At 55.7% G+C, this 25,930-nt stretch carries 20 protein-coding genes; 2 read left to right on the forward strand and 18 right to left on the reverse strand.

Features of this window, described 5'->3' with window-relative positions; all coding sequences use genetic code 11:
- Positions 1 to 14 precede the first annotated feature (14 nt).
- The 4 genes from cydB to mngA form a co-directional block, all read right to left on the reverse strand.
- Positions 15 to 1,154, reverse strand: a complete 1,140-nt coding sequence (cydB, locus tag ACOTX2_RS08900) for a cytochrome d ubiquinol oxidase subunit II (RefSeq protein WP_022647469.1) — start codon at positions 1,152 to 1,154, stop codon at positions 15 to 17.
- A 15-nt stretch (positions 1,155 to 1,169) separates the two neighbouring features.
- Positions 1,170 to 2,738, reverse strand: a complete 1,569-nt coding sequence (cydA, locus tag ACOTX2_RS08905; RefSeq protein ID WP_023299615.1) for a cytochrome ubiquinol oxidase subunit I — start codon at positions 2,736 to 2,738, stop codon at positions 1,170 to 1,172.
- 681 nt (positions 2,739 to 3,419) lie between these two features.
- On the reverse strand, positions 3,420 to 6,056 hold the full coding sequence (gene mngB / locus ACOTX2_RS08910; RefSeq protein ID WP_063148001.1) for a mannosylglycerate hydrolase: 2,637 nt from the start codon (positions 6,054 to 6,056) through the stop codon (positions 3,420 to 3,422).
- 23 nt (positions 6,057 to 6,079) lie between these two features.
- Positions 6,080 to 7,996, reverse strand: a complete 1,917-nt coding sequence (gene mngA, locus ACOTX2_RS08915) for a PTS 2-O-a-mannosyl-D-glycerate transporter subunit IIABC (RefSeq protein ID WP_063148002.1) — start codon at positions 7,994 to 7,996, stop codon at positions 6,080 to 6,082.
- 171 nt (positions 7,997 to 8,167) lie between these two features.
- On the opposite strand from mngA, the gene ACOTX2_RS08920 reads away from it, so the two are divergent.
- On the forward strand, positions 8,168 to 8,884 hold the full coding sequence (locus ACOTX2_RS08920; protein WP_063148003.1) for a GntR family transcriptional regulator: 717 nt from the start codon (positions 8,168 to 8,170) through the stop codon (positions 8,882 to 8,884).
- Between the two features lie 86 nt (positions 8,885 to 8,970).
- On the opposite strand, the gene sucD is transcribed toward ACOTX2_RS08920, so the two are convergent.
- From sucD to sdhC, 8 genes are all read right to left on the reverse strand, one after another.
- Entirely contained in the window at positions 8,971 to 9,840 is an 870-nt protein-coding gene (gene sucD / locus ACOTX2_RS08925; RefSeq protein ID WP_006809578.1) for a succinate--CoA ligase subunit alpha, read from the reverse strand.
- A complete protein-coding gene (sucC, locus tag ACOTX2_RS08930) occupies positions 9,840 to 11,006 on the reverse strand; it encodes an ADP-forming succinate--CoA ligase subunit beta (RefSeq protein ID WP_022647464.1) in 1,167 nt (388 codons plus the stop codon). The genes sucD and sucC overlap by 1 nt, the downstream gene beginning before the upstream one ends.
- 96 nt (positions 11,007 to 11,102) lie before the next feature.
- Positions 11,103 to 12,329, reverse strand: a complete 1,227-nt coding sequence (gene odhB / locus ACOTX2_RS08935) for a 2-oxoglutarate dehydrogenase complex dihydrolipoyllysine-residue succinyltransferase (protein WP_023299612.1) — start codon at positions 12,327 to 12,329, stop codon at positions 11,103 to 11,105.
- Positions 12,330 to 12,343: 14 nt separating this feature from the next.
- Positions 12,344 to 15,151: a 2-oxoglutarate dehydrogenase E1 component gene (gene sucA / locus ACOTX2_RS08940; RefSeq protein WP_022647462.1), complete on the reverse strand. Its 2,808-nt coding sequence runs from the start codon at positions 15,149 to 15,151 to the stop codon at positions 12,344 to 12,346.
- Between the two features lie 238 nt (positions 15,152 to 15,389).
- Positions 15,390 to 16,106 carry a succinate dehydrogenase iron-sulfur subunit gene (locus ACOTX2_RS08945; protein WP_022647461.1) on the reverse strand — a complete coding sequence of 239 codons (717 nt, stop codon included), beginning with the start codon at positions 16,104 to 16,106 and terminating at the stop codon, positions 15,390 to 15,392.
- Positions 16,107 to 16,121: 15 nt separating this feature from the next.
- Entirely contained in the window at positions 16,122 to 17,888 is a 1,767-nt protein-coding gene (gene sdhA / locus ACOTX2_RS08950) for a succinate dehydrogenase flavoprotein subunit (RefSeq protein WP_023299611.1), read from the reverse strand.
- Positions 17,888 to 18,235, reverse strand: coding sequence for a succinate dehydrogenase membrane anchor subunit (gene sdhD / locus ACOTX2_RS08955; protein ID WP_003858621.1), 348 nt, complete (start codon positions 18,233 to 18,235; stop codon positions 17,888 to 17,890). The genes sdhA and sdhD overlap by 1 nt, the downstream gene beginning before the upstream one ends.
- A complete protein-coding gene (sdhC, locus tag ACOTX2_RS08960) occupies positions 18,229 to 18,633 on the reverse strand; it encodes a succinate dehydrogenase cytochrome b556 subunit (protein WP_026080740.1) in 405 nt (134 codons plus the stop codon). The genes sdhD and sdhC overlap by 7 nt, the downstream gene beginning before the upstream one ends.
- A 639-nt stretch (positions 18,634 to 19,272) precedes the next feature.
- On the opposite strand from sdhC, the gene ACOTX2_RS08965 reads away from it, so the two are divergent.
- On the forward strand, positions 19,273 to 20,556 hold the full coding sequence (locus ACOTX2_RS08965; RefSeq protein WP_006809584.1) for a citrate synthase: 1,284 nt from the start codon (positions 19,273 to 19,275) through the stop codon (positions 20,554 to 20,556).
- An 84-nt stretch (positions 20,557 to 20,640) separates the two neighbouring features.
- Here ACOTX2_RS08965 and nei read toward each other — a convergent pair whose 3' ends face one another.
- From nei to phrB, 6 genes are read right to left on the reverse strand one after another with little or no spacing between them, the layout of a single operon-like run.
- Positions 20,641 to 21,432 (reverse strand): endonuclease VIII, encoded by a 792-nt coding sequence (gene nei / locus ACOTX2_RS08970; RefSeq protein WP_063146880.1) that lies wholly within the window; start codon positions 21,430 to 21,432, stop codon positions 20,641 to 20,643.
- A gap of 18 nt (positions 21,433 to 21,450) precedes the next feature.
- Complete coding sequence (gene pxpA / locus ACOTX2_RS08975) at positions 21,451 to 22,191, reverse strand: 5-oxoprolinase subunit PxpA (RefSeq protein ID WP_063148004.1); 741 nt, start codon at positions 22,189 to 22,191, stop codon at positions 21,451 to 21,453.
- Positions 22,178 to 23,110: a 5-oxoprolinase subunit PxpC gene (gene pxpC / locus ACOTX2_RS08980; protein WP_022647458.1), complete on the reverse strand. Its 933-nt coding sequence runs from the start codon at positions 23,108 to 23,110 to the stop codon at positions 22,178 to 22,180. The genes pxpA and pxpC overlap by 14 nt, the downstream gene beginning before the upstream one ends.
- On the reverse strand, positions 23,104 to 23,760 hold the full coding sequence (gene pxpB / locus ACOTX2_RS08985) for a 5-oxoprolinase subunit PxpB (RefSeq protein WP_022647457.1): 657 nt from the start codon (positions 23,758 to 23,760) through the stop codon (positions 23,104 to 23,106). Before pxpB ends, pxpC begins: the two co-directional genes overlap by 7 nt.
- Before the next feature lie 14 nt (positions 23,761 to 23,774).
- Positions 23,775 to 24,518, reverse strand: coding sequence for a type 2 GTP cyclohydrolase I (locus ACOTX2_RS08990; protein WP_003858635.1), 744 nt, complete (start codon positions 24,516 to 24,518; stop codon positions 23,775 to 23,777).
- A 10-nt stretch (positions 24,519 to 24,528) separates the two neighbouring features.
- A complete protein-coding gene (gene phrB, locus ACOTX2_RS08995; protein ID WP_421625908.1) occupies positions 24,529 to 25,929 on the reverse strand; it encodes a deoxyribodipyrimidine photo-lyase in 1,401 nt (466 codons plus the stop codon).
- Position 25,930 lies beyond the last annotated feature (1 nt).

A 25,930-nucleotide genomic window follows, 5' to 3' on the forward strand; every position in this document is an offset into this window, starting at 1 on the left:
ATTCAGCTCCTTACTTAATACATAGAGTGGGTGTTGCTTTCGATATGTTCTTTAGTGATGCGACCGAACATTTTCCAGTAACACCAGGCGGTGTAGAGCAGGATAATCGGCACGAACACGCAAGCAACGTACGTCATCAGGTTCAACGTCAACTGGCTGGACGTTGCATCCCACATGGTCAGGCTAGCATTCATCATGGTGCTGGATGGCATCACGAATGGGAACATAGCAATACCTGCCGTCAGGATAATGCACGCCAGCGTCAGGGAAGAGAACACGAACGCCATAGCGCCTTTCTCCAGACGAGACATTAACACTGTCAGCAGTGGCAGCAGCACACCCAGAGCAGGGATAGCCCACAGCGCAGGCATATTGTTGAAGTTCACCAGCCATGCGCCAGCCTGACGCGCCACCTCTTTGGTCAACGGGTTAGACGGTGCGGTATGGTTAATGGCGGAGGTCACCACGTAGCCATCAATACCGTACACGACCCACACGCCTGCCAGCGCGAAGCAGACCAGCGTCACCAGCGCCGCCACCTGAGCGGTCGCACGGGAACGCAGGTGCAGTTCACCCACGGTACGCATCTGGAGATAGGTTGCGCCCTGGGTGATGATCATCGCCACGCTCACCACGCCCGCCAGCAGACCAAACGGATTCAGCAGCTGGAAGAAGTTACCGGTGTAGAACAGACGCATATATTCGTCGACGTGGAACGGTACGCCCTGTAACAGGTTACCGAACGCCACACCAATGACCAGCGGTGGAACGAAGCTACCAATGAAGATGCCCCAGTCCCACATGTTACGCCAGCGGGTGTCTTCAATCTTGGAGCGGTAGTCAAAACCTACCGGACGGAAGAATAAAGAGGCCAGCACCAGAATCATCGCCACATAGAAGCCGGAGAACGCAGCCGCGTAAACCATCGGCCAGGCAGCGAACAGCGCGCCGCCTGCGGTGATCAGCCACACCTGGTTACCGTCCCAGTGCGGGGCGATGGAGTTGATCATGATTCGACGCTCGGTGTCATTACGACCGAGGAAACGGGTGAGCATGCCCACGCCCATATCGAAACCATCGGTGACCGCAAAACCAATCAGCAGAACGCCGATCAACAGCCACCAGATAAAACGCAATACTTCATAATCGATCATTTGATGACTCCTGTCTTAGCGTGCCGGCTGAGTAGTCGTAACAGACTGCTCGTAGTGGTAGCGACCGGTTTTCAGGCTGCTTGGGCCAAGGCGCGCGAACTTGAACATCAGGAACAGTTCAGCCACCAGGAACAGGGTGTACAGACCGCAAATCAGCAGCATGGAGAAGATCAGGTCGCCTGCGGTCAGGGAGGAGTTCGCTACCGCTGTTGGCAGCACCTCACCGATCGCCCATGGCTGACGGCCATATTCCGCAACAAACCAGCCGGACTCGATAGCAATCCATGGCAGTGGGATACCGTACAGCGCGGTGCGCAGCAGCCATTTTTTCTCACCGATACGGTTACGAATGACTGACCAGAACGAGGCCGCGATGATCAGCAGCATGATAATGCCGCAACCCACCATGATGCGGAACGCGAAGTACAGCGGCGCAACGCGTGGAATAGAGTCTTTGGTTGCCATCTGAATCTGCGCTTCCGTCGCGTCGGAGACGTTCGGGGTATAGCGTTTCAGCAGCAGACCGTAACCGAGGTCTTTCTTCACGTCGTTAAATTGATCGCGAACGGCCTGGTCGGTAGAGCCGGCGCGCAGCTGTTCCAGCAGCGAGTAGGCTTTCATCCCGTTACGGATACGCTCTTCATGCTGCACCATCAGATCTTTCAGGCCAGTCACCTGTTTGTCGACGGAGCGCGTGGCGATAATACCCAGAGCGTAAGGAATTTGAATGGCGAAGCGGTTTTCCTGCGCGTCCTGGTCAGGCACGCCGAACAGGGTAAACGCTGCCGGTGCCGGCTGGGTTTCCCATTCAGCTTCAATTGCGGCGAGTTTGGTTTTCTGCACGTCACCCATTTCGTAACCGGATTCATCACCCAGAACAATAACGGACAGAATCGCGGCCATACCGAAGCTTGCTGCGATAGCGAAAGAACGCTTGGCGAACGCGAAGTCACGGCCGCGCAGCATATAGTAGGAGCTGATGCCCAGCACGAACATCGCGCCGCACACATAGCCAGACGCCACGGTGTGCACGAATTTAACCTGGGCAACCGGGTTCAGGACTAGCTCAGCGAAGCTGACCATCTCCATACGCATGGTTTCGAAGTTGAAATCAGATGCGATTGGGTTTTGCATCCAGCCGTTCGCCACCAGGATCCACAGTGCGGACAAGTTGGAGCCTAATGCCACCAGCCAGGTTACCGCCATATGCTGGACTTTACCCAGACGGTCCCAACCGAAGAAGAACAGACCTACAAAGGTGGATTCGAGGAAGAAGGCCATCAGACCTTCAATGGCCAGCGGCGCACCGAAAATATCCCCTACATAGTGGGAATAGTAAGACCAGTTTGTCCCGAACTGGAACTCCATGGTCAGACCGGTTGCCACGCCCAGCGCAAAGTTGATACCAAACAACTTGCCCCAGAACTTGGTCATATCTTTATAAATCTGTTTGCCGGAGAGGACGTAAACCGTTTCCATGATGGCCAGCAGGAACGCCATACCGAGCGTCAGCGGCACAAAAAGGAAGTGGTACATCGCGGTCAAGGCAAACTGTAAGCGCGACAGTTCGACTACGTCTAACATTATGACTCCTTGCTCATCGCATGAAGACTCCGAGAGTGAACCCCGTTAGATAAGGATCCACACGCATGCCCCAATACAAAGTTATCTGCTTCCCTTCTTCGTTGCTTATTCTCTACAGGAGGAAAAAGCAATGATGAAAGGTTACAAATACGTTAAGAAAAAACCAAATTGATCCCGTAAATATAATACGCTGCAAAACCCTTACAATAAACAGGTTTTTATTCGAACAGATTTACGTTTTTCGACAGCGATCAATTTATAGCAAAATTACCACTTTTCGGCCATTTTGATCGGGAACAATTTAACGCCTTTTGGAGCCTTTTTCCAAGGATTAAACATTGATTTAAATCAAAAACAGCCGGTACTGTTAATGATGTTTCTTTGTGACATGGATAGTAAAAACCTTGTTAATAACATGTATATTTAAAGGCATTAATGGTTATAAAAGCCAGAAGATAATATAAACATTTGTGATTTTTATTAACGCGTGTGAAAAAAGACCTTTTTGCAGGGAGAGAAACATATAATGTTATCCGCTTCACAGTATTTTTCTTTCGTTTTACTACCCGCCTAAAAGATTACATTTCATTCACCTTCGCTAATCTTAAAATTAACACCCTTTAGTGACTATTTGATGAAATAAAGGCCGCAGGGGATGCGGCCTTGATATTGTTCTTGAGATTACCTTTCAATTTTTATGCTGAAGGTCCGTGACTGGCCTGGCCTGAAAGGCCCCGTAATGGCTGAGCCCTCCTCCCCTTGCGCTTTGCACACCTCATTCATGTCCGTTTCGCAACAGGCCTGGACCTCACGGTTCACAGACAAAGCCACGTCACAGGAGCGGGTCTCCGAAGGGTTGTACAGACGAAGAATCATCTCGTCACGATCCTCCGCTTTTTTCAGCGCACTGAGTACACATCCGTTAGGCGCCAGCGTTAGCAGGCTATAGCTACAGGGTGTGGTGAAAGAGGCACGGTTAAGCTTCATCGCATCCCACGGAATTTTGTTATAACAGTGCACTGGCGTTAACCACGACTTCGCCTGCTGCGCAACACCAGCACTGACGGGCGTACCATTAAAACTGAACAGGCTAAAGCGACAGGTTAACTGGCCCCGCATCTGCGAATCAGGCACCGGCATTTTGATCCCGGACGGTCTGCCGGGGCGCAGCAGTAAATCTTCCTTCCCAAGCACCCCCACGCCGCGAAGCAACGTCAGGGCAAACGTTTTTTGACGCTCGCCAGTCACTTCAAATTCGCGTAACCCTTCGGTAAACAGCGCCATCCCGTTACGCCGTTCCTGGAGCACCGCGTAGTTAAGCAGATTCCACACCGGCAGCGGCGCTTCCTTCCAGCCCTCCTCCTGCCAGTTCGCCATCGCTTCATCCTTTACAGGTCGCGTCAGCGAACCGAACTGGGTATCAGCTAACACCGTGTCTGCGGTGAAGGGCGTCGGGATCAACACCCGAACACGGTGGTCATCCGCGTGATTTCCGAGACGTGCCTCGACGTCGATACGTCGGCTGTTATGGCTGAGCGTGACCGTGAGCTCTGCCTCAAGCGTTCCCGTCTGCTGACGCGCAGAACGTTCAGCGAGATCCGCCGGCACCGCCATGCGGTGGCGGATCACCGCCCTGCTCTGCCAGGCCTCGTGGATCACCTTAACCTCATGCTCGCCCTGCGCGGAAGTGAGTCTCCACTCTTCCCGTGAAGGCGAGTAGTCGTACTCATCGCCATCATCCGAGCTCTCTTCTATTTCCAGCGCGCGGTCATAGATAAGCCCGGACGCTTTATCGAGCAGACGCAGGGTGCCGTCGTCGTTTAACGTTATTTCCCAGAAAGCATTTTCCAGTAATGCCTCCGACGTTGTTTCTGGCGCCAGCAGCTTGCCAGCCACGTGCGGCTCGATATAGAGCGTGCGGTAACCCATTGATGGCAGGATCTGGTTGAGCTGGATATCAAACTCCATAAAGGGATCGTAGTTGCCGTAATGCACAATCTGCCGGTCTATTAAGCCGGGGTCGATTTCACGCGCGCTGCGGAGATAATAAGGGATTTCATTTCCCTTTTCGTCCAGCAGGCGGAACTGGCTGGCGCGCAGACGTATCGTAGTGTTAATCACTTCCTCACGCGGCCAGGGCGTGAGGTTAAACATCACCAGTTTGTCTTCCTCGCACTGCGGCATGTTGTCGACAATCTTGCGCATATAGAAGCATGTCAGGTTATCGGCCATGTCTTCCGCCAGCTCGAAGCGGGACATGACCTCGCGATGCACTTTGTCACTACAGCAGCAGCCGATACTGTCGTGGGCGTGATTCTTGAGGATCTCTTTCCACATTTTTTCCAGCAAGCCGTGGTGATATTCAAAGCCCAACGTCCAGGCAAGCGTGGCCAGCGGCTCAAGGACGTTGACGATTTTATTCTCTATCCGGGCGTGGGCGATTTTAATGTCCATCCGCGTGGAGCCTATCGTCCGGTGCACCCGCATATATTTACCGTCAATAAACTCCCCTTTCAGCGTCGCCAGTTCATCGCGGTGCGCGTCAATGTGGTCAAACACCTCCTCGAAGCGGCTCATCACAAACTGACGCTGCGGATAGATTTCGCGCAGCTTATCCATCACCGCAAAGATGTTCTGCTGGAGCGGCATCTGATCATGGCCGTTAGGCAGTAAAATTTCTTTCGTCACGGAGGCTTTTTCCAGCACCTCGAAGTACGTGTCGAGCCGTTTGCGCAGCCCGGCCTCATCCTCCGGTAAGTACTTACCAATCGCGTAGCCCAGCGGTAGCACCTGTGCCGTCACTTCACTGCCGTCCTGACTTTGCCAGAGAAATTCGGTTTTATCGGTACCATGCCGCTCGGAACACCCGCGCCAGAACATGGTGCGCGTGATGCCAAAACCGTTGTAAATGTGTGGCAGTTGGGAAGACATGCCGAAGGAGTCCGGCAGATAGCCAATTTTCATCGGCTCGCCAAAGGCCAGACAGTCGCGAATGCCGTACATCAGATTTCGGACAATCGACTCGCCGGAGACAAGGGTGGTGTCCGTCTGGGTATACCACGGCCCGATAATCAGCTTCCCGGCCGCCACCAGCGCCTTCACGCGTGGCCTGTTTTCCGGTTTCACGGCAAAATAATCTTCCAGCACCGCCGTCTGGCCGTCGAGAACGTAGTATTTATACTCTGCGTCCTGCTCAAGACGGGTGAGGATCTCTTCCATATTATTGACCAGAAGAATACGTGACGCTTCGGTGGTGAAATACCACTCCCGGTCCCAGTGCATATGTGGCGTGATATGAACGCGAGATACAGCTTTCATCTTCGTTTCCTGTCAGTGCGTGTTTAGGATGGTATGTCTTCAGTCACGTAGGTACCGCTCTTCACGGCCTGGCGTCGCCAGAGCAGTAAAATGAGCGTAGAGATTGCGGCGCCCACCAGCGCGGCGCCAAACCAGCCGGCAGCTGCCAGCACGCCGCCCAGCCCGGCATCATGCAGTAAGAAGAGAGAGAAAATGCCCGCGCCCGGGGTGGATAGCCCAATCCCCATCGCTCCGACAATCGCTCCGGTCGCCATTGACCCCAGAACAAATGAGCCGATGACTCGCAACGGATCCTCGATAGCCATCGGAATTGCCCCTTCGGTGATGCCCGCCAGCCCCAGCAGCCAGGTGGATTTGCCGGTCTCAATTTCGAACTGTTTAAACAGATTCGGAGCCAGCATCGTTGATGCCGTCACGGTAAAGGCCGAAACCATTTTGACGGAGGCGAAGATCGCATAAGGCCCGTATACGCCGTTGGCCATCGCGCCCAGACAGAACGCGTAAGAGGCTTTGTTGACCGGACCGCCCAGATCGAACGAGCACATAAAGCCCAGGATCGCCCCCAGCAGCAACGCGTTCGCACCGGAGAGACCATTAAGCCAGGCGGTCAGGGCGTTATTGATCCAGGCCACCGGTTCGCCGATCACAAACAGCATCAGGCTGCCTGCGCCCAGTACGCCAATCACCGGATAGAGATAAAAGGTCAGAAAGCCGTTGTAGCGGCTACTCAGCCGGATGTGGTTTTTCACCCAGCGCATCAGGTAGCCCGCAATCAGCCCGCCGACGATGGCCCCCAGAAAGCCGGAGCCGATCATATTGGCGGCAAGGCCCGCCGCAAATCCCGGCGTAAGCGCAGGTTTATCCGCCAGCGAGTAAGCGGTATAGGCCGCCAGAACAGGGACCATCAGAATGCCGAGCATCCCACCGCCCAGTTTACGGTACATCCACAGCCACGAGTTTTCCTGATCGAACAGGTGCTGCAAGCCAAGGATTTGCGCCAGGAGTACCGACACGGCCAGCACCGTGCCGCCAGCGACAATCAGCGGCACCGCAAAGGAGATACCGCTGAGCAGCGCTTGCTTGAGTTCGGTTTTAACGGACTTTTTCGCGTCCGTGTCGACGTGCGCAGGACGCGCATCGGATACAGGCTGTAGCGTCAGCGCACGCTCAATGAGCGCTTCCGCATGGCGCAAGGGTTCCGCGACGGGCACGGAAATGGCGGGGATCCCCTGAAAACGCTCACGCTCTTTGATCGCCACTTCCGCCGCGAAGATACACGCTTTTGCCTCCTGCAAATGCTGCGCGGTGATGCGCCCCTCAATACCGTTTGCCCCCTGCTTTTCGACCACTACATTGACGCCGAGCTTACGTCCCGCTTTTTCGAGATATTCCGCTGCCATGTAGGTATGGGCGATCCCGGCCGGACAGGCGGTAACGCAGACGATCGTCGGGGCATTCTCTGCGACGGCGGTTTCTTGCGCCTCAGGCGCCGTTTCCAGCGCAGCAAGCACCGCTTCCGCGCTGGTCGCCGTCATCACGTGCGCCCTGAGATCGTCATCCGCCAGGCGGGACGTCAGTTCCGTCAGCACCTGAATATGCGTTGATCCCGCTTGTGCGGGAGGAATGGCGAGCAAAAAAATCAGCTCGACCTCCTCCGGTCCGTCCACGCCTTCCCAGGCCAGCGGCTCGCGCAGTGTTGCCACGGCAAAAGCCGCTTCCTTTACTGCCGCTGATTTACCATGGGGTACGGCCAGCCCCTCGCCCAGCGCCGTCGGGCCAAGCGATTCGCGATGGAAAACCTCTGCCAGAAACGTATCGGCGTCGGCTATTTTGCCCAACGCTACCAGCCGCGTCGCAAGCTGACGGATTGCCTCATCACGGCTGGTAAACTGCGCCTGCACGCAGACAGCACGGGGGTCGGTCAGAGTCGTCAGGTTCATAAGATCCTCACCTATCCAAAGTTATTGTCTGGGGAGGATTGTGGCAGACTGGATAATACATTTATGTGATCATTTTCACTAACAGCGATATTTGTATTTAATTTGTATTATTTACAAATCAGTCACTGAAGGCATAATTCCCCTAAAAAGGTATTAAAAAGGCGTAACACAATGGGCAATAAACCGATGTACCGGCAGATCGCCGATGCGTTCCGCGAGAAGATTAACGCCGGGGAATTAAAACCCGGAGACGCGCTGCCGACGGAATCCAGCCTTCAGGAGGCATTTAACGTTAGCCGTGTCACCGTGCGGCAGGCTTTGAAGCTGCTCGCCGACGAGCAGATCATCGAAAGCATTCAGGGCAGCGGCTCGTATGTAAAAGAGGAGCGGGTGAATTACGATATTTATCAGCTTACCGGCTTTTACGAAAAACTGGCGGATCGCAACGTTGATACGCACAGCGACGTCAGCGTCTTCGAAGTGGTGAAAGCCGATGAGCGGCTCGCGGCAAAACTGGCGCTCAATCCGGATGATAAGGTCTGGCACGTCAAGCGCGTACGCTTCATCAGGGAAAAGCCGGTGAATCTGGAAGAGACATGGATGCCGCTGGCGATGTTCCCCGACCTCACCTGGGAAGTAATGGAACAGTCGAAATACCATTACATTGAGCAGGTCAAAAAGCTGGTTATCGATCGCAGCGAGCAGGAGCTGGTGCCAGTCATGCCATCGGACGAGGCGATTGCCGCCCTGGCGCTCGATCCGGCAAAACCAATTCTTGAAAAAGTTTCCCGCGGCTTCCTTAAAGACGGCCAGGTATTTGAATACAGTCGCAACGTGTTTAACACCGACGACTATAAATTCACTCTGGTGGCTAAACGCAGGCAATAAAAAAAGGCCGCTTTACAGCGGCCAACCATGTCGAAACGGACATTTTTTTATACTTCAACGCGCCCCATTCGGGGAGCAGAGAGGACTTACTTAATGATGGATTTCAGTGCTTCACCGATATCCGCCAGGCTGCGAACGGTTTTCACGCCTGCGGCTTCCAGTGCTGCGAATTTCTCATCAGCCGTACCTTTACCGCCAGCGATAATCGCACCCGCGTGACCCATACGTTTGCCTTTCGGCGCGGTCACACCCGCGATGTAACCCACCACCGGCTTGGTCACATGATCTTTGATGTAAGCAGCCGCTTCTTCTTCCGCGCTACCACCGATCTCACCGATCATCACGATCGCTTCGGTCTGTGGATCTTCCTGGAACAGCTTCAGGATGTCGATAAAGTTAGAGCCTGGGATCGGGTCACCGCCGATGCCCACGCAGGTGGACTGGCCGAAGCCGTAATCGGTGGTCTGCTTAACTGCTTCATAGGTCAGGGTACCGGAACGGGACACGATGCCCACTTTGCCCGGTTTGTGAATGTGGCCCGGCATGATGCCGATTTTGCATTCGCCTGGGGTGATAACGCCTGGGCAGTTCGGGCCGATCATGCGCACGCCTGCTTCGTCCAGCTTCACCTTCACGGTCAGCATATCCAGCGTCGGGATGCCTTCGGTGATGGTGATGATCAGCTTAATGCCTGCGTCGATCGCTTCCAGAATAGAGTCTTTGCAGAACGGCGCTGGAACGTAGATCACGGTCGCGGTTGCGCCCGTCGCTTCTACTGCTTCACGCACGGTGTTGAACACCGGCAGGCCCAGGTGCGTGGTGCCGCCTTTACCTGGCGTTACGCCGCCAACCATCTGCGTACCGTAGGCAATCGCCTGTTCGGAGTGGAAAGTCCCCTGGCTACCGGTGAAGCCCTGGCAGATAACCTTGGTATCTTTATTAATTAAAACGGACATTATTTCCCCTCCACTGCGGCAACAACCTGCTGAGCTGCATCCGTCAGACTTTTCGCTGCAATAATATTCAGGCCGCTGTCAGCCAGTTTTTTCGCGCCGAGTTCAGCGTTATTCCCTTCCAGACGTACAACAACCGGAACGTTAACGCCCACTTCTCCTACCGCGCCGATGATACCGTCGGCGATCAGGTCGCAACGTACGATACCGCCGAAGATGTTCACCAGAACCGCTTTTACATTGCTGTCAGAGAGAATGATTTTGAACGCTTCGGTTACGCGCTCTTTGGTTGCGCCACCGCCCACGTCGAGGAAGTTCGCTGGCTCACCGCCGTGCAGCTTAACGATGTCCATGGTGCCCATTGCCAGGCCCGCACCGTTAACCATGCAGCCGATGTTGCCATCCAGCGCCACGTAGTTCAGCTCCCACTGGGCAGCCTGCGCTTCACGCGGATCTTCCTGAGACTGGTCGCGCATTTCGCGCAGATCCGCCTGGCGGAACAGCGCGTTGCCGTCAGCGCCCAGCTTGCCGTCGAGGCAGATCAGGTCGCCCTGGGTGGTGATCACCAGCGGGTTGATCTCGATCAGCGCCAGATCGCGCTCCAGGAAGATGGTCGCCAGCCCCATGAAGATCTTGGTGAACTGCTGAACCAGCTTGCCTTCCAGACCCAGTTTGAACGCCAGCTCACGTCCCTGGTAAGGCATTGGGCCCGCCAGCGGATCGATTGCCACTTTGTGGATCAGGTGCGGGGTCTCTTCCGCCACTTTTTCGATTTCCACGCCGCCTTCGGTAGATGCCATGAACACCACGCGACGGGAGCTACGGTCTACGACTGCGCCGAGGTACAATTCTTTCGCGATGTCGGTTGCCGCTTCAACCAGGATCTGGTTGACCGGCTGGCCATTCGCATCTGTCTGGTAGGTTACCAGACGCTTGCCGAGCCAATGTTCAGCAAACGCACGGATCTCTTCTTTGCTCTTAACAACCTTCACACCGCCCGCTTTACCACGGCCACCAGCGTGAACCTGACATTTAACTACCCACGGGCCGGAACCGATTTTAGATGCGGCTTCTTCTGCTTCACGCGGGGTAGTACAGGCATAACCCACCGGAGCCGGTAAGCCTGACCTGGCAAACAGCTGTTTGGCCTGATATTCATGTAAGTTCATGTGTTCTATCCATCCTTCAGGGTAATCGTTATCTTCAAACCTGTAGACCGGCGCTACGCTTATCCGGCCTACAGGGCAGGTGATGCTAAATAGTTACTAAACGTCCAGCAGCAGACGCGTTGGATCTTCCAGCAGCTCTTTAATGGCAACCAGGAAGCCTACGGACTCGCGGCCGTCGATCAGGCGGTGATCGTATGAGAGCGCCAGGTACATCATCGGCAGGATCTCAACTTTACCGTCTACCGCCATTGGACGATCTTTAATGGCGTGCATACCCAGGATCGCGCTCTGCGGCGGGTTGATGATCGGGGTAGACATCAGCGAGCCGAACACGCCACCGTTGGTAATGGTGAAGTTACCGCCAGTCAGGTCTTCAACGGTCAGCTTGCCGTCGCGGCCTTTCACGGCCAGCTCTTTGATTTTCTTCTCAATGTCAGCCATACCCAGGGTGTCCACATCACGCAGAACCGGGGTGACCAGGCCGCGTGGGGTAGAAACCGCCATGCTGACGTCGAAGTAGTTGTGGTAAACCACGTCATCGCCATCGATAGACGCGTTCACTTCCGGGTAGCGTTTCAGCGCTTCAACTACCGCTTTCACGTAGAAGGACATGAAGCCCAGACGGATACCGTGACGTTTTTCAAACGCGTCACCGTACTGCTTGCGCAGGTCCATGATTGGCTTCATGTTGACTTCGTTGAAGGTGGTCAGCATCGCGGTGGAGTTTTTCGCTTCCAGCAGACGCTCGGCCACGCGCTTGCGCAGGCGGGTCATCGGCACGCGTTTTTCGCTACGTGCGCCCAGAGCTGGCTGTGCCGCTGGTGCTGCCGCAGGGGCTTTCGCTTCCGCTTTCGCCTCTGAAGGCGCTTTTGCCAGATGCTTGTCGATATCTTCGCGAGTCAGACGGCCACCCACGCCGGTGCCTTTGATGGCTGCCGGATCGAGGCTGTGCTCAGCCAGCAGGCGACGGATCGCCGGGCTGAGCGCGTCATTGGTTTGCTCTTCCAGAGACGCCTGCTGGCGCTGGGCTGGGGTAGACGCTTTCTCTTCAGATTTCGCGCTGGACTCTTTGCCCGCGCTGTTGCCTTCACGCAGGCGACCCAGGATCTGGCGAGAAGTCACGGTCGTACCTTCGTCTTCCAGGACTGCATCCAGAATGCCATCCGCTGAAGCCGGTACTTCCAGTACCACTTTGTCAGTTTCGATTTCTACCAGCACTTCGTCACGGGTTACCGCGTCGCCTGGTTTTTTGTGCCAGGTGGCGACGGTTGCATCTGCTACGGACTCAGGCAGGTCGGGAACAAGAATATCTACGCTACTCATTATGTATCCTTTAATTAATCGACGTTCAGCGCGTCATTGACCAGATCTTGTTGCTGCTTCTGGTGAACGGACATATACCCTACCGCCGGAGAGGCGGAGGCCGGGCGACCTGCATAACGCAGGGCAGACCCAAATGGAATCACTTCACGGAAATGATGCTGGCTGCAATACCATGCGCCCTGGTTGAGCGGCTCTTCCTGGCACCAGACAAAATCATGAACGTGAGCGTACTGTTTCAGTACTTCCTGCATCGCCTGATGCGGGAACGGATAAAGCTGCTCGATACGCACGATGGCGACATCTTTCTGATCGTTCTTACGGCGCTGTTCCAGCAGGTCGTAATAAACCTTACCAGAACACATTACGACACGCTTAACGGCCTGCGGATCCAGCTCGTCAATTTCACCGATGGCTGGCAGGAAGGTGCCATTAGCCAGTTCATCCAGGCTCGAAACCGCCAGCGGATGACGCAGCAGGGATTTTGGCGACATGACCACCAGCGGACGGCGCATACCGCGCAGCGCCTGACGACGCAACATGTGGTACACCTGAGCCGGGGTGGACGGCACGCAGACCTGCATGTTCTGCTCGGCGCAGAGTTGCAGATAACGCTCCAGACGCGCGGAGGAGTGCTCCGGCCCTTGTCCTTCATAGCCGTGCGGCAGCAACATCACCAGACCACACATACGGCCCCACTTCTGCTCACCGGAGGAGATGAACTGGTCGATGACGACCTGCGCACCGTTGGCGAAGTCACCGAACTGCGCTTCCCAGATAGTCAGGGTGCGGGGTTCTGCGGTGGCGTAGCCGTATTCGAAGGCCAGAACCGCTTCTTCTGACAGCACGGAGTCCCAGACCTTGAACTGGCCCTGACCGTTATGCACGTGCTGAAGCGGAGTATAGGTTGAACCGTTAGACTGGTTGTGTACAACCGCATGACGGTGGAAGAAAGTGCCACGACCCGCATCTTCACCGGACAGACGAACCGGAATACCTTCGTCAACCAGCGTCGCATAGGCCAGCGTTTCCGCGCCGCCCCAGTCGAACAGCTTCTCACCCGCCGCCATGGCCTGGCGGTCGCCATAGATCTTGGCCACGCGGGATTGCATTTCGATCGCTTCCGGCACGGTGCTGATGCGTTTAGCCAGCTCCTGCAAACGCTTCATCTCAACCTTGTTCGGGTAGCTCTCGTCCCACTCGTGGTTGAGGTACGGCGACCAGGTAAAGGAGTGCATGTTCATTGGGCGCAGCTCTTTGACCACGCATTCACCCGCGTCCAGCGCGTCGCGATAAAGATTGACCATTTCGGTCGCATCTTCCAGCGTCGCCACTTTTTCGCTTTCCAGCTTGTCAGCATAGATTTTACGCGGCGTCGGGTGTTTTTTGATTTTCTGGTACATCAGCGGCTGGGTTGCACTTGGCTCATCCGCTTCGTTGTGGCCGTGACGGCGGTAGCAGAAGAGGTCAATGAACACGTCGCGCTTAAAGGTGTTACGGAAGTCCAGCGCCAGACGGGTAACGAAAGCAACGGCTTCCGGGTCATCCGCGTTTACGTGGAAGATTGGCGCCTGAACCATTTTACCGATGTCGGTGCAGTACGGGGTAGAACGCGCATCCAGCGGGTTAGAGGTGGTGAAGCCCACCTGGTTGTTGATTACGATGCGAACGGTACCGCCCACTTCATAACCACGCGCTTTCGACATGTTCAGGGTTTCCTGAACCACGCCCTGCCCTGTGACTGCCGCATCACCGTGAATGGTGATTGGCAGCACTTTATTGCTGCTCGGCTCGTCCAGACGATCCAGACGCGCACGCACGGAACCGATAACCACCGGGCTGACGATTTCCAGGTGCGACGGGTTAAACGCCAGCGCCAGGTGAACCTGACCGCCCTCGGTTTCGATATCCGACGAGAAGCCCATGTGGTACTTCACGTCACCGGTGCCGAGGTGCTCTTTATGTTTACCCGCAAATTCGTCGAACAGATCCTGCGGTTTTTTACCCAGCACGTTAACCAGCACGTTCAGACGGCCACGGTGCGCCATGCCCAGCACCACTTCGCGCGTGCCGCTCTTACCGGCATGACGAATCAGCTCTTTCAGCATCGGGACTAACGCATCGCCGCCCTCCAGTGAGAAGCGTTTTGCGCCCGGGAATTTCGCGCCCAGATAGCGCTCAAGGCCTTCGGCTGCCGTCAGTTCGCTCAGGAAACGTTTTTTCTCGTCTGCTGAGAAATTCGCGTGACCCGCCACGGATTCGATACGCTGCTGGATCCAGCGTTTCTCTTCGGTGGAGGTAATGTGCATATATTCCGCGCCGATGGAGCCGCAGTAGGTTTGCTTGAGCGCATCAATCAGATCGCCCAGTTTCATCGTGTCTTTGCCGATGGCAAAGGAACCTACGTTAAAGCTTTCCTGGAAATCGGCCTCGGTCAGATCGTGATAAGCCGGATCGAGATCCGCTACACGTTCCTGCTGCCACAGTCCCAGCGGATCGAGATTCGCATGCTGGTGACCACGGAAGCGATAAGCGTTGATAAGCTGCAGGACTTTTACCTGCTTCGCATTGGTGTCAGGGTCGGAAATCGCAGAAGAGTAACGTGAGGCATCCTTCGCCAGACGACGGAAATAATCACGTGTTTTTGAATGGAATTGATCCGGTTTGACCCCTGTACCAGGCAACTGCTGGAACATGGAACGCCAGTTTGCGTCCACTGAGTCAGGATCGGTTAAGAAGTCTTCATAGAGCTGTTCTATCCAGCTCTGGTTTGAACCAGAGAGGTAAGAAGAGTCCAGCCAGGCTTTCATTGCGCCGTTCTGCATCGTGATCCCTTAAGCATTTTTATGCTTACTTTCGCCGTAGAAACTACCACGCACACCACGTGTACGTGCCGGGGTTCACCTGCGAGCTCTTTTCATTTGGCCCGCGAAGGAACCTTTAGAAACTGTCTAAACTTCAGGGCAGTTTTTAAAGGTTTCTGCAATTTGCCCGGTGGCGCTACGCTTACCGGGCCTACTGTTACGTAGGCCGGATAAGCGCAGCGCCATCCGGCGTTGTTACTTACGCACTGCGCTGCAACAACATCGACTTAATATGGCCGATGGCGCGCGTCGGGTTCAGCCCCTTAGGACACACACTGACGCAGTTCATGATGCTATGGCAGCGGAATACGCTGAAAGCGTCACTTAACCCTTCCAGACGATTCTCGGTTTCGGTATCGCGGCTGTCGATCAGGAAGCGATAGGCAGCCAGCAGACCCGCAGGGCCGATAAATTTATCCGGGTTCCACCAGAATGACGGGCATGACGTTGAACAGCATGCACAGAGAATACACTCGTACAACCCATCGAGTTTTTCACGCTGCTCAGGCGACTGTAAGTGCTCGCGAGCGGGTGGATTTTGCCCATTATTCAATAAGTAAGGCTTAATCTTCTCATATTGTGCATAGAATTGCCCCATGTCCACCACCAAATCACGCACGACCGGCAGGCCAGGCAGAGGACGGATGACAATTTTCTGGCCTGCACGCTGTAGCGCTGAAATTGGCGTGATACAGGCCAGACCGTTTTTGCCGTTCATGTTTACACCGTCAGAGCCACATACCCCTTCACGGCAGGAGCGGCGGAACGACAGCGTAGGATCTTTTTCTTTCAGCTGGATTAAAGCATCCAGCAGCATCATGTCACGACCTTCTTCCGCTTCGAGGGTGTAATCCTGCATACGCGGAGCATCGTCTACATCCGGGTTATAACGATAAACTGAGAATTCGAGTTTCATTATCCTGTCTCCGCATTAGTAAGTACGAATCTTCGGCGGGAACGCCGGACGCAGTTTCGGTTCCATGTTAACGCTACGACGCGTCATGGTTTCCGACTCTGGCAGATACAGGGAATGGCACAGCCAGTTTTCGTCATCACGATCCGGGAAGTCGAAGCGGCTATGGGCGCCACGGCTTTCGGTACGGAAGTTTGCCGACATCGCAGTGGCGAACGCGGTTTCCATCAGGTTATCCAGCTCCAGGCACTCAACGCGCTGGGTGTTGAACTCGCTCGAGGTATCGTCCAGACGGGCATTCTTCAGACGCTCGCGGATCGTTTTCAGTTGCTCAAGCCCTTTGGCCATCGCGTCACCTTCACGGAATACCGAGAAGTTGTGCTGCATACACTCTTGCAGCGCTTTACGGATTTCCACCGGATCTTCGCCGTTACGGTTGCCGTTCCAGCGGTTGAGGCGCTCAAGAGAGGCATCAATTTCGTCGTCGGTCGCATCACGCAACGCGCCCTGCTCGGCAATAGATTCCTGGAGATGCAGCCCCACCGCACGGCCAAATACCACCAGGTCCAGCAGGGAGTTGCCGCCCAGACGGTTTGCGCCGTGCACGGATACGCAGGCAATTTCGCCTACCGCGAACAGACCAGGGATGACCACGTCTTCACCCTGCTCGTTCACGGTCAGGGCCTGACCGGTCACTTTGGTCGGAATACCGCCCATCATGTAGTGACAGGTTGGGATAACCGGAATCGGCTCTTTCACCGGGTCGACGTGGGCGAAGGTGCGGGACAGTTCCAGAATGCCCGGCAGACGGGATTCCAGCACTTCTTTACCCAGATGGTCGAGTTTCAGCTTCGCGTGCGGGCCCCAAGGGCCGTCGCAGCCGCGGCCTTCACGGATTTCGATCATGATGGAACGCGCCACCACGTCACGACCCGCCAGGTCTTTCGCATTCGGGGCATAACGCTCCATAAAGCGCTCGCCATGTTTGTTCAGCAGATAGCCACCTTCACCACGGCAGCCTTCTGTCACCAGCACGCCCGCACCGGCGATACCGGTTGGGTGGAACTGCCACATCTCCATGTCCTGCACCGGCACGCCAGCGCGGATAGCCATCCCAACGCCGTCACCGGTGTTGATGTGGGCGTTGGTAGTGGACTGATAGATACGGCCTGCGCCGCCGGTGGCCAGCACGGTTGCGCGCGCTTTGAAATAGACCACTTCACCGGTTTCAATGCACAGTGCGGTACAACCCACCACCGCGCCATCGGCGTTTTTCACCAGATCCAACGCATACCACTCGGAGAAGATGGTGGTGTGGTTTTTCAGGTTTTGCTGATAAAGGGTATGCAGCAAAGCGTGACCGGTACGGTCAGCCGCTGCTGCGGTACGTGCCGCCTGTTCGCCGCCGAAGTTTTTCGACTGGCCGCCAAACGGACGCTGATAGATGGTGCCATTTTCCAGACGGGAGAACGGCAGACCCATGTGGTCCAGCTCCAGAATCGCTTCCGGGCCGGTTTTACACATATATTCGATGGCATCCTGGTCGCCGATGTAGTCGGAACCTTTTACCGTATCGTACATGTGCCATTCCCAGTTATCTTCATGGGAATTACCCAGCGCAACGGTGATACCGCCCTGCGCAGACACAGTGTGGGAACGGGTCGGGAATACTTTAGAGAGCAGCGCACAGGTCTGGCCGCTCTGGGAAATTTGCAGTGCGGCGCGCATACCTGCGCCACCCGCACCAATCACAACAGCATCAAATTCTCTGACTGGCAGTTTCATTACACACCCCACACCACAACAAATCCATAAATGACGTAAACCAGCAGAGCAACAACAATAATCAGTTGCAGCGGAAGGCGAATCGCCAGCGGTTTAACGTAATCGGTCAACACCTGCCACATGCCAATCCAGGCATGAATAAGGATGGAGAACAGGGCCAGCAGGGTGAACACTTTGGTGAAGGCCGATCCGAAGAAACCACTCCAGATTTCCCACGTCAGTGTGCCGCTAGTGGCGAAGAAACCGATCATATAGATGATGTAGAGCGTGAGGACGATGGCGGTAGCGCGGACCAGGATGAAGTCATGTACGCCGTTGCGTCCTAATGCGGAGGCGTTGCTTACCATACGAGAACTCCTGCGAGAAGTGAAAGCACGACAGTGATCACAAATGAAATGTTAGCGGTACGTTTACCGGCCTCGAACGTCTCTTCCAGGTAGCCAAAGTCCATCAGCATATGGCGAACGCCGCCAACCACGTGATAGGCCAGCGCGGTCAGAATGCCCCACATGATAAATTTCACGAAGAAGCTGTTCATGATGGCTGAGGCCTGGAGGAATCCTTCAGGAGATGAGAGGCTGGTTCCCAGTAACCACAGCAAGATACCAACCGCCACAAACGTAATCACACCAGAAACACGGTGCAGAATGGACGCTATTGCTGTTACAGGGAATCGGATCGTTTTGAGATCCAGATTGACAGGTCTTTGTTTTTTCACATTTCTTATCATGAATAACGCCCACATGCTGTTCTTATTGTTTCCTTCCTCCGGACTGCGATGCGGGTCAGACAGCGTTCCTTTTCTATAACTGCGCGTCATGCAAAACATTGCTTCCAAATGCTAAAACGACACGTTACAACGCTGGGTGGCTCGGGATTGCAGGGTGTTCCGGAGACCTGGCGGCAGTATAGGCCGTTCACAAAATCATTACAATTAACCTACATACAGTTTGTTGGGTTTTCTCTGGAACAGTGATCGGGGTCACGATAACAACATCTTTTTAATTTTTAATCATCTTATTTGACAAATGTTAAACAATATTGTTACAAACGTCATCAGAAAAGGCATATAATGCGCAAAAGTTATGAGGTCTCTCTTTCACCTGACAAATAGTTATGTAACAGTGTGATGGTATTGACCGAAGTTATCAGGACAGTTATTAGTGATATACAGGTTTGAATAATTCGGACTGCAAAAACGCTGATTTGCTGTTGTTTCACTGATATTTCATTCGTTTACCTGCAAGGCGCCATAGCTCTGTACCCTGGTTTCTCCTCGTGAGATGAGCGGTAAGCCAAATAACAATCTGGTAACGATGATTAACAGCTGAAAGCAAATCCGGTAAAGCGCAGTCTTAAGCATAAGGCGCTAAGGAGACCGTAAATGGCTGATACAAAGGCAAAACTCACCCTAAATGGTGATGATGCTATTGAACTGGATGTGCTAAAAGGCACGCTCGGTCAGGATGTTATTGATATCCGTACGCTGGGTTCCAAAGGGGTATTCACCTTTGACCCTGGATTCACCTCCACCGCATCTTGCGAATCCAAAATCACCTACATTGACGGTGACGAAGGTATCCTGCTCCATCGCGGCTTCCCCATCGATCAGTTAGCCACCGAATCCAACTATCTGGAAGTGTGCTACATCCTGCTGAACGGCGAAAAACCGACGCAGGCCCAGTACGATGAATTTAAAACCACCGTGACCCGTCACACCATGATCCATGAGCAGATTACCCGTCTGTTCCATGCGTTCCGTCGTGACTCTCATCCGATGGCGGTCATGTGCGGTATTACCGGTGCGCTGGCGGCGTTCTACCACGATTCTCTGGACGTGAATAACCCACGTCACCGTGATATCGCGGCGTTCCGTCTGCTGTCCAAAATGCCTACTATGGCGGCGATGTGTTACAAATACTCTATCGGTCAGCCGTTTGTGTATCCACGCAACGACCTCTCCTACGCAGGTAACTTCCTGCGCATGATGTTCTCCACGCCGTGTGAAGAGTACGAAGTGAACCCGGTGCTGGAACGCGCGATGGACCGTATTCTGATCCTGCACGCTGACCACGAACAGAACGCCTCGACCTCTACCGTCCGTACCGCAGGCTCTTCCGGCGCGAACCCGTTCGCCTGTATCGCTGCGGGTATCGCCTCCCTGTGGGGACCGGCGCACGGCGGCGCGAACGAAGCAGCACTGAAGATGCTGGAAGAGATCAGCTCCGTTGAGCACATTCCTGAGTTCGTGCGCCGCGCGAAAGACAAGAATGACTCCTTCCGTCTGATGGGCTTCGGTCACCGTGTTTACAAAAACTACGACCCTCGCGCGACCGTTATGCGTGAGACCTGCCACGAAGTGCTGAAAGAGCTGGGCACCAAAGATGATCTGCTGGAAGTGGCGATGGAGCTGGAACACATCGCGCTGAACGACCCGTACTTCATCGAGAAGAAACTCTACCCGAACGTCGATTTCTACTCTGGCATTATTCTGAAAGCGATGGGCATTCCGTCTTCCATGTTCACCGTAATCTTCGCCATGGCGCGTACCGTGGGCTGGATTGCGCACTGGAACGAAATGCACAGCGAAGGCATGAAAATCGCGCGTCCTCGTCAGCTGTATACCGGCTACGAGCAACGTGATTTTAAGTCTGACATTAAGCGCTAAAAAACACGCCCGGCGGCGCTTCGCTTGCCGGGCCTACAAGTGCGAGATGTAGGCCGGGTAAGGCGTAGCCACCACCCGGCTTTTTTACATCTGGCACCCAGGACACCAGTAAAACGGCCTGGAAGAGATCGTCGCCTTCTCAATCACCCCGCCGCACCGCTCACACTTTTTACCTGCCCGATGAAACACCTTGAAGCGGAACAGCGCCCCGTGATGCTTGTTCTCATCCACCACGCCGCGCGTGTTGTACGACAGCCGTGGAATATCCAGTAACGCGTACGACAGCGCCTCCAGCTGTTCATCGCTTAGCTGCGACGCTTTGCGCTGCGGCGCCAGCCCCACTTCCCAGAGGATCTCCACCCGCAGGTAGTTTCCCAGCCCCGCCAGAAATGCCTGATCGAGCAACAGCCCGGAAAACTGCCGGTTGCGGAATGTGGGCGATAACAGCCGGGCTTTCACATCGCTTGCCGTCAGGCGCATATCCAGCACGTCCGGCCCAACCCGCTGTAAGAACGGGTGCGTGAGCAACTGCTCCGGCGTTAACATTTCGATATCAGAAGCGCTGTAGAGCAGGATCGCCTTATCCGCCGTTTGTAGCCGCACTCGCAGCACGCGGGTCGTTTGCGGCTGCTCGTCCGCCTTTACCACCCGCCAGACGCCGTAAAGCTGATTGTGGCTATATAACGTAAGGTTATGGGAAAAGTGGGTGAGCAACGCTTTGCCGCGCGTTTCAATGTGGGTCACCGTCTGTCCCACCAGCTCTGTTTCAAACGGTTTTAGTTGAGGAAAGGCAAACCAGACGTGTGTCAGAGTTTTGCCCTTTATCGCCGCCTCCAGGCTATCCGCCGCGCGGCGGATCTCCGGACCTTCTGGCATGTTATTGTCCTTTCATGATTATTCTGCGCTGACAACAATGCCCTCTTCCGAGAACGCCGCCCGCAGGCGTCGTGCAAACTGGAGCGCATGCTCGCCGTCACCGTGTAAGCACACCGTATCAGCCTGAACGTTTGCCGTTGTACCCTCCGTCGAGGTTACTCGCCCGAAGCGCACCATCTCCAGCGTCTGCGCCAGCGCTTTACCTTCGTCGGTGATCAGCGCACCGGCCTGCGTACGCGGAACCAGGCTGCCGTCCGGCAGGTATCCCCGATCGGCAAACACTTCCTGCCGCGTAATCAGCCCCAGCCGTTCGCCGGCACGGATAAGCTCGCTGCCCGCCAGGCCCACCAGCACCAGACGCGGATTGCAGTCCCGTACCGCGCGGGCAATGGCGTCTGCCAGCGCCGGATCTTTCGCCGCCTGGTTATAGAGCATGCCGTGCGGCTTGACGTGGCGCATCTCGCCCTTCTCAGCGCGCACTATCGCCTCCAGGGCGCCGATCTGGTAGAGCATTTGCGCGTAAACCGTCTCAGGCGGCAGATCCATCGCCGTGCGACCAAAGTTTTCCCGGTCCGGAAAGCTGGGGTGAGCGCCTATCGCCACGCCGTTTTTCACGGCATTGCGCACGCTCGCCAGCATGGTCTGCGCATCGCCGGCATGAAACCCACAGGCGATATTCACCGAGGAGACCAGCGTCATCAGCGCCGCATCGGCGCTGCTGCCCTCCCCCAGATCGGCGTTTAAATCAATCTTTACCATCGAGCCTCCACGCCAGCTGTTCGAGATAACGCTGCTGATCCTGACGGGCTTTCAGCGCCTCCTCCAGCGAACACTGCACAAAATGAATTGGCTGACCGAGAGGAATTTGCGCCAGATGGTAGCGATCCGCTTCAATAATGCAGGCAATACGCGGATATCCTCCCGTGGTTTGCGCATCGTTCATCAGTACGATGGGCTGTCCGTTGCCCGGCACCTGAATCACCCCCGGCAACAGACCATGGGAAAGCAGCTCCCGGTCAGTCGTGCGGGTCAGCGGCTGGCCCTGAAGCCGGTAACCCATGCGGTTACTCTGCGGGCTGATCTTCCATGGCGAGCGCCAGAAAGACTCTTTTGAGGCCTCATCGAACTCATGATATTCCGGCCCCGGCAGGGCGCGGATCAGGTTCCCCCACAACAGCTGCTTCACGCCCTGCGTGGTGGTGAAATGGCGCGCTGATGGCTTAATCGCCAGGCGATCGCCGTCGCGCAGCAGCCGTCCTTCATGTCCGCCCATTCCCGCTTTCTGGTCGGTGCTGGATGAGCCCAGCACCTCCGGCACGTCGATACCTCCCGCCACCGCAAGATAGCTGCGCACGCCGTGCAGAGGACGCTTGAGCGTCAGACGCTGTCCGGCTTTCGCCCGCAGGCGCCAGCCGGTCCACACCGCTTTGCCGTCCAGCGTCGCGTCACAGCCCGCGCCGGTTAAGGCAAACCAGGTTTCCTGACCAAACTCAATCACGCACTGACCCAGCGTAATTTCTAACGCCGCCGTGCTGCCGGCGTTGCCTACCAGCAGGTTGGCAATCTCCAGCGAGGGACGATCAAGCGCACCGCAGTAGCTCACGCCCGACTGACGCAGGCCAAAGCGCCCGGCATCCTGTACCGAGGTGTAAAGCCCTGCGCGAATAAGCGTTAACATATCCCCTCCTTTTGCGGGATAAAGCGCAGGGTATCCCCCGGACGCAGGAGTATGGGTGCGTCCTGGCCAGGTTCAAATAACGGCGTGGATGTGTGCCCGATAAGCTGCCAGCCTCCCGGCGAGGCGAGCGGATAAATTCCCGTCTGTTCGCCACCAATCGCCACGCTGCCCGCCGGTACGCTCAGGCGCGGCTCAGCCCGGCGCGGCGTATGCAACTGGGGCGATAACCCGCCCAGATAGGGGAAACCCGGCTGAAATCCCAAAAACCAGACAACATAGTCGACTGAGCTATGCAGCTCCACAACCTGCTTCTCCGTTAATCCACAGTGCTCGGCCACGACGCCAAGGTCGGGGCCTCCCTTGCCGCCATAGACAACCGGGATCTCAATCGTCCGCGATTCCGGCTCCAGCGCCTCGCTCTCCTCCCACCAGCGTTGCAGACGCTCAATGGCATCCAGCGCCCCCGTGTGCGGATCACGCAGCACCACGGTGATATTATTCATACCCGGAATAGCTTCAACCACGCCAGGTAGCTCGGGCAGTCGTTGAGCCAGACGCCAGATACGCTTTTGCGTGGCAAGCGTCACCGGAGGCTCAAGTTCCAGAACCACTGCGGTTTCACCCAGAAGATAACAACGCGCTCGCTGCACTTAACTACCTCTCATCAGGCCGGATTAGGGATATCAATAAACGTCACATCCAGATCGGTATTTTCCGTCAGCCACTCGCTGAGGGCGCGGATGCCGCCACGCTCGGTGGCGTGATGGCCTGCCGCGTAAAAATGCAGGCCTTGTTCACGGGCAGAGTGAATGGTCTGCTCGGAAACCTCGCCGGTAATGAAGGCGTCGACACCGAAACGCGCCGCGCTATCAATAAAGCCCTGGCCGCCGCCGGTGCACCATGCCACGCGCTTCACGGTATCCGGCCCGGTGTCGCCGCACCACAGCGGACGACGCCCCAGGCGTGCTTCGATCCACGATGCCAGCTCCAGACCCGGAACCGGCATCGACAGTTCACCCCACGGCACCAGGGGTTCAATTTCGCCCATCACGGTTATCCCCAGCAGCTGCGCAAGCTGAACGTTATTCCCCAGTTCAGGATGCGCATCGAGCGGCAGGTGATAGCCGTACAGGTTGATGTCATTCGCCAGCAGCGTTTTGAGACGGTTGCGCTTCATGCCGCGAATAATCGGTGATTCGTTTTTCCAGAAATAACCGTGATGGACAATCACCGCGTCGGCTTCCTGACGCACCGCCTCATCCAGCAGCGCCTGGCTTGCCGTTACGCCGGTGATGATTTTTTGCACCGTCTCGCGACCCTCCACCTGTAAGCCATTCGGACCGTAGTCGCTAAACGAGGCGGTGTTGAGTTTTTCGTTAATCAGGCGTTCCAGTTCACTGTTTTTCATCATCTTTCTCTCAAACTTTTCGGGCGGTTTCGTACGCCGCCAGCGTGGCGACGCGCGCCTGTTTATGGTCGACAATGGGACGGGGATAGTTCAGGGTAACACGCTGTTTATCCGCCCATGCCCAGGGTTCATGAATGGCTTTGGCGGGGACATCCTTAAGTTCAGGCAGCCAGCGACGGATAAACTCGCCGTCGACGTCAAATCGTTGTCCCTGCGTGGTCGGATTAAAGATCCGAAAATAGGGAGCCGCATCCGTGCCGGTGGAGGCCGCCCACTGCCAGCCGCCGTTATTTGCCGCCAGATCGCCATCGATCAGCTGAGAGATAAAATAACGCTCTCCGGTTCGCCAGTCGATAAGCAGATCCTTCACCAGGAAGCTGGCGGTAATCATACGCAGACGGTTATGCATCCACCCGGTTTCATTGAGCTGCCGCATAGCCGCATCAACAATCGGGAAGCCGGTGAGCCCACGCTGCCATGCCTTCAGCAGCTTCTCATTCGACTGCCACTGTACCTTATCGGTCCAACGAATGAAGGGGCGATGTTTACATAAATCAGGATGATACGTCATCAGATGGCGATAAAACTCACGCCAGATCAGTTCGTTCAGCCACACTGCGCCCGCCCCCCCGTCTACCGCCTGAGGCTGTTCCGCCAGTAGCCGATGTAAACACTGGCGCGGGGAGAGCGCGCCCAGCGCTAAACAGGCCGACAGGCGGCTGGTGCCTTCAATCGCTGGAAAATCCCGCCGCGCCTCGTAATCCGCCGCCCCCTGCGCGCAGAACTGACGCAACCGGGCGATAGCCGCTTTCTCGCTGGCGGGGAATACCGTTTCATCAAACGACTGCTGGGGATAATTCAGCCTGATGTCCTGCAGATCCGTTATCGTTTCCCCTCTTATGGCCGGGGCGGGAACGCATTCTGGCAGCCCCTCTTTCAGACGTTTGATAAAAGCATTTTTAAACGGCGTGAAAACTTTATACATTTCGTGACTGCCGGTCATCACGCTGCCCGGTGCGAGCATCACGCTGTCATCAAAGCCTTCACAGACCACGCCCGTAAGGTTTTTCTCCAGCTGACGATCCCGCTGCTGCTCGTTAAATTCATACTGGTAGTTGTAAAAAAGACGCGTTACCGCGTGCTGCTTACAGATTGCCTGCACCATCTCAAGCTGTGCGGCAAAATCATGGGCCTCTTTATAGATCAGCAGAATGCCTTTTTCGGCCAGTGAATGTTGCAGGTCATTCAGATACGCGCTGAGTAATGCCGCTTGCCGGGGCGCCATGTCATGCTGCCGCCACTGTTCAGGCGTGGCGATAAACAGGGCCAGCACATTCGCGTCTTTAGCGCGGCAGGCGGCCGCGAGAGCGAAGTTGTCGTGAATGCGTAAATCCGCGCGAAACCAAACCAGA

Source organism: Enterobacter cloacae complex sp. IR5412, from assembly GCF_049237385.1.
In the GTDB taxonomy this organism is placed as follows: Bacteria; Pseudomonadota; Gammaproteobacteria; order Enterobacterales; family Enterobacteriaceae; genus Enterobacter; species Enterobacter intestinihominis.

Bases quoted from the DNA above. Each gene is read 5' to 3' on its own strand.
- cydB (WP_022647469.1), bottom strand. From the start codon at position 1,154: ATGATCGATTATGAAGTATTGCGTTTTATCTGGTGGCTGTTGATCGGC.
- mngB (WP_063148001.1), bottom strand. From the start codon at position 6,056: ATGAAAGCTGTATCTCGCGTTCATATCACGCCACATATGCACTGGGAC.
- mngA (WP_063148002.1), bottom strand. From the start codon at position 7,996: ATGAACCTGACGACTCTGACCGACCCCCGTGCTGTCTGCGTGCAGGCG.
- sucA (WP_022647462.1), bottom strand. From the start codon at position 15,151: ATGCAGAACGGCGCAATGAAAGCCTGGCTGGACTCTTCTTACCTCTCT.
- ACOTX2_RS08945 (WP_022647461.1), bottom strand. From the start codon at position 16,106: ATGAAACTCGAATTCTCAGTTTATCGTTATAACCCGGATGTAGACGAT.
- ACOTX2_RS08965 (WP_006809584.1), top strand. From the start codon at position 19,273: ATGGCTGATACAAAGGCAAAACTCACCCTAAATGGTGATGATGCTATT.
- ACOTX2_RS08920 (WP_063148003.1), top strand. From the start codon at position 8,168: ATGGGCAATAAACCGATGTACCGGCAGATCGCCGATGCGTTCCGCGAG.
- sdhD (WP_003858621.1), bottom strand. From the start codon at position 18,235: ATGGTAAGCAACGCCTCCGCATTAGGACGCAACGGCGTACATGACTTC.
- sucD (WP_006809578.1), bottom strand. From the start codon at position 9,840: ATGTCCGTTTTAATTAATAAAGATACCAAGGTTATCTGCCAGGGCTTC.
- sucC (WP_022647464.1), bottom strand. From the start codon at position 11,006: ATGAACTTACATGAATATCAGGCCAAACAGCTGTTTGCCAGGTCAGGC.
- nei (WP_063146880.1), bottom strand. From the start codon at position 21,432: ATGCCAGAAGGTCCGGAGATCCGCCGCGCGGCGGATAGCCTGGAGGCG.
- sdhA (WP_023299611.1), bottom strand. From the start codon at position 17,888: ATGAAACTGCCAGTCAGAGAATTTGATGCTGTTGTGATTGGTGCGGGT.
- odhB (WP_023299612.1), bottom strand. From the start codon at position 12,329: ATGAGTAGCGTAGATATTCTTGTTCCCGACCTGCCTGAGTCCGTAGCA.
- cydA (WP_023299615.1), bottom strand. From the start codon at position 2,738: ATGTTAGACGTAGTCGAACTGTCGCGCTTACAGTTTGCCTTGACCGCG.
- sdhC (WP_026080740.1), bottom strand. From the start codon at position 18,633: ATGTGGGCGTTATTCATGATAAGAAATGTGAAAAAACAAAGACCTGTC.
- pxpC (WP_022647458.1), bottom strand. From the start codon at position 23,110: ATGTTAACGCTTATTCGCGCAGGGCTTTACACCTCGGTACAGGATGCC.
- ACOTX2_RS08990 (WP_003858635.1), bottom strand. From the start codon at position 24,518: ATGAAAAACAGTGAACTGGAACGCCTGATTAACGAAAAACTCAACACC.
- pxpA (WP_063148004.1), bottom strand. From the start codon at position 22,191: ATGGTAAAGATTGATTTAAACGCCGATCTGGGGGAGGGCAGCAGCGCC.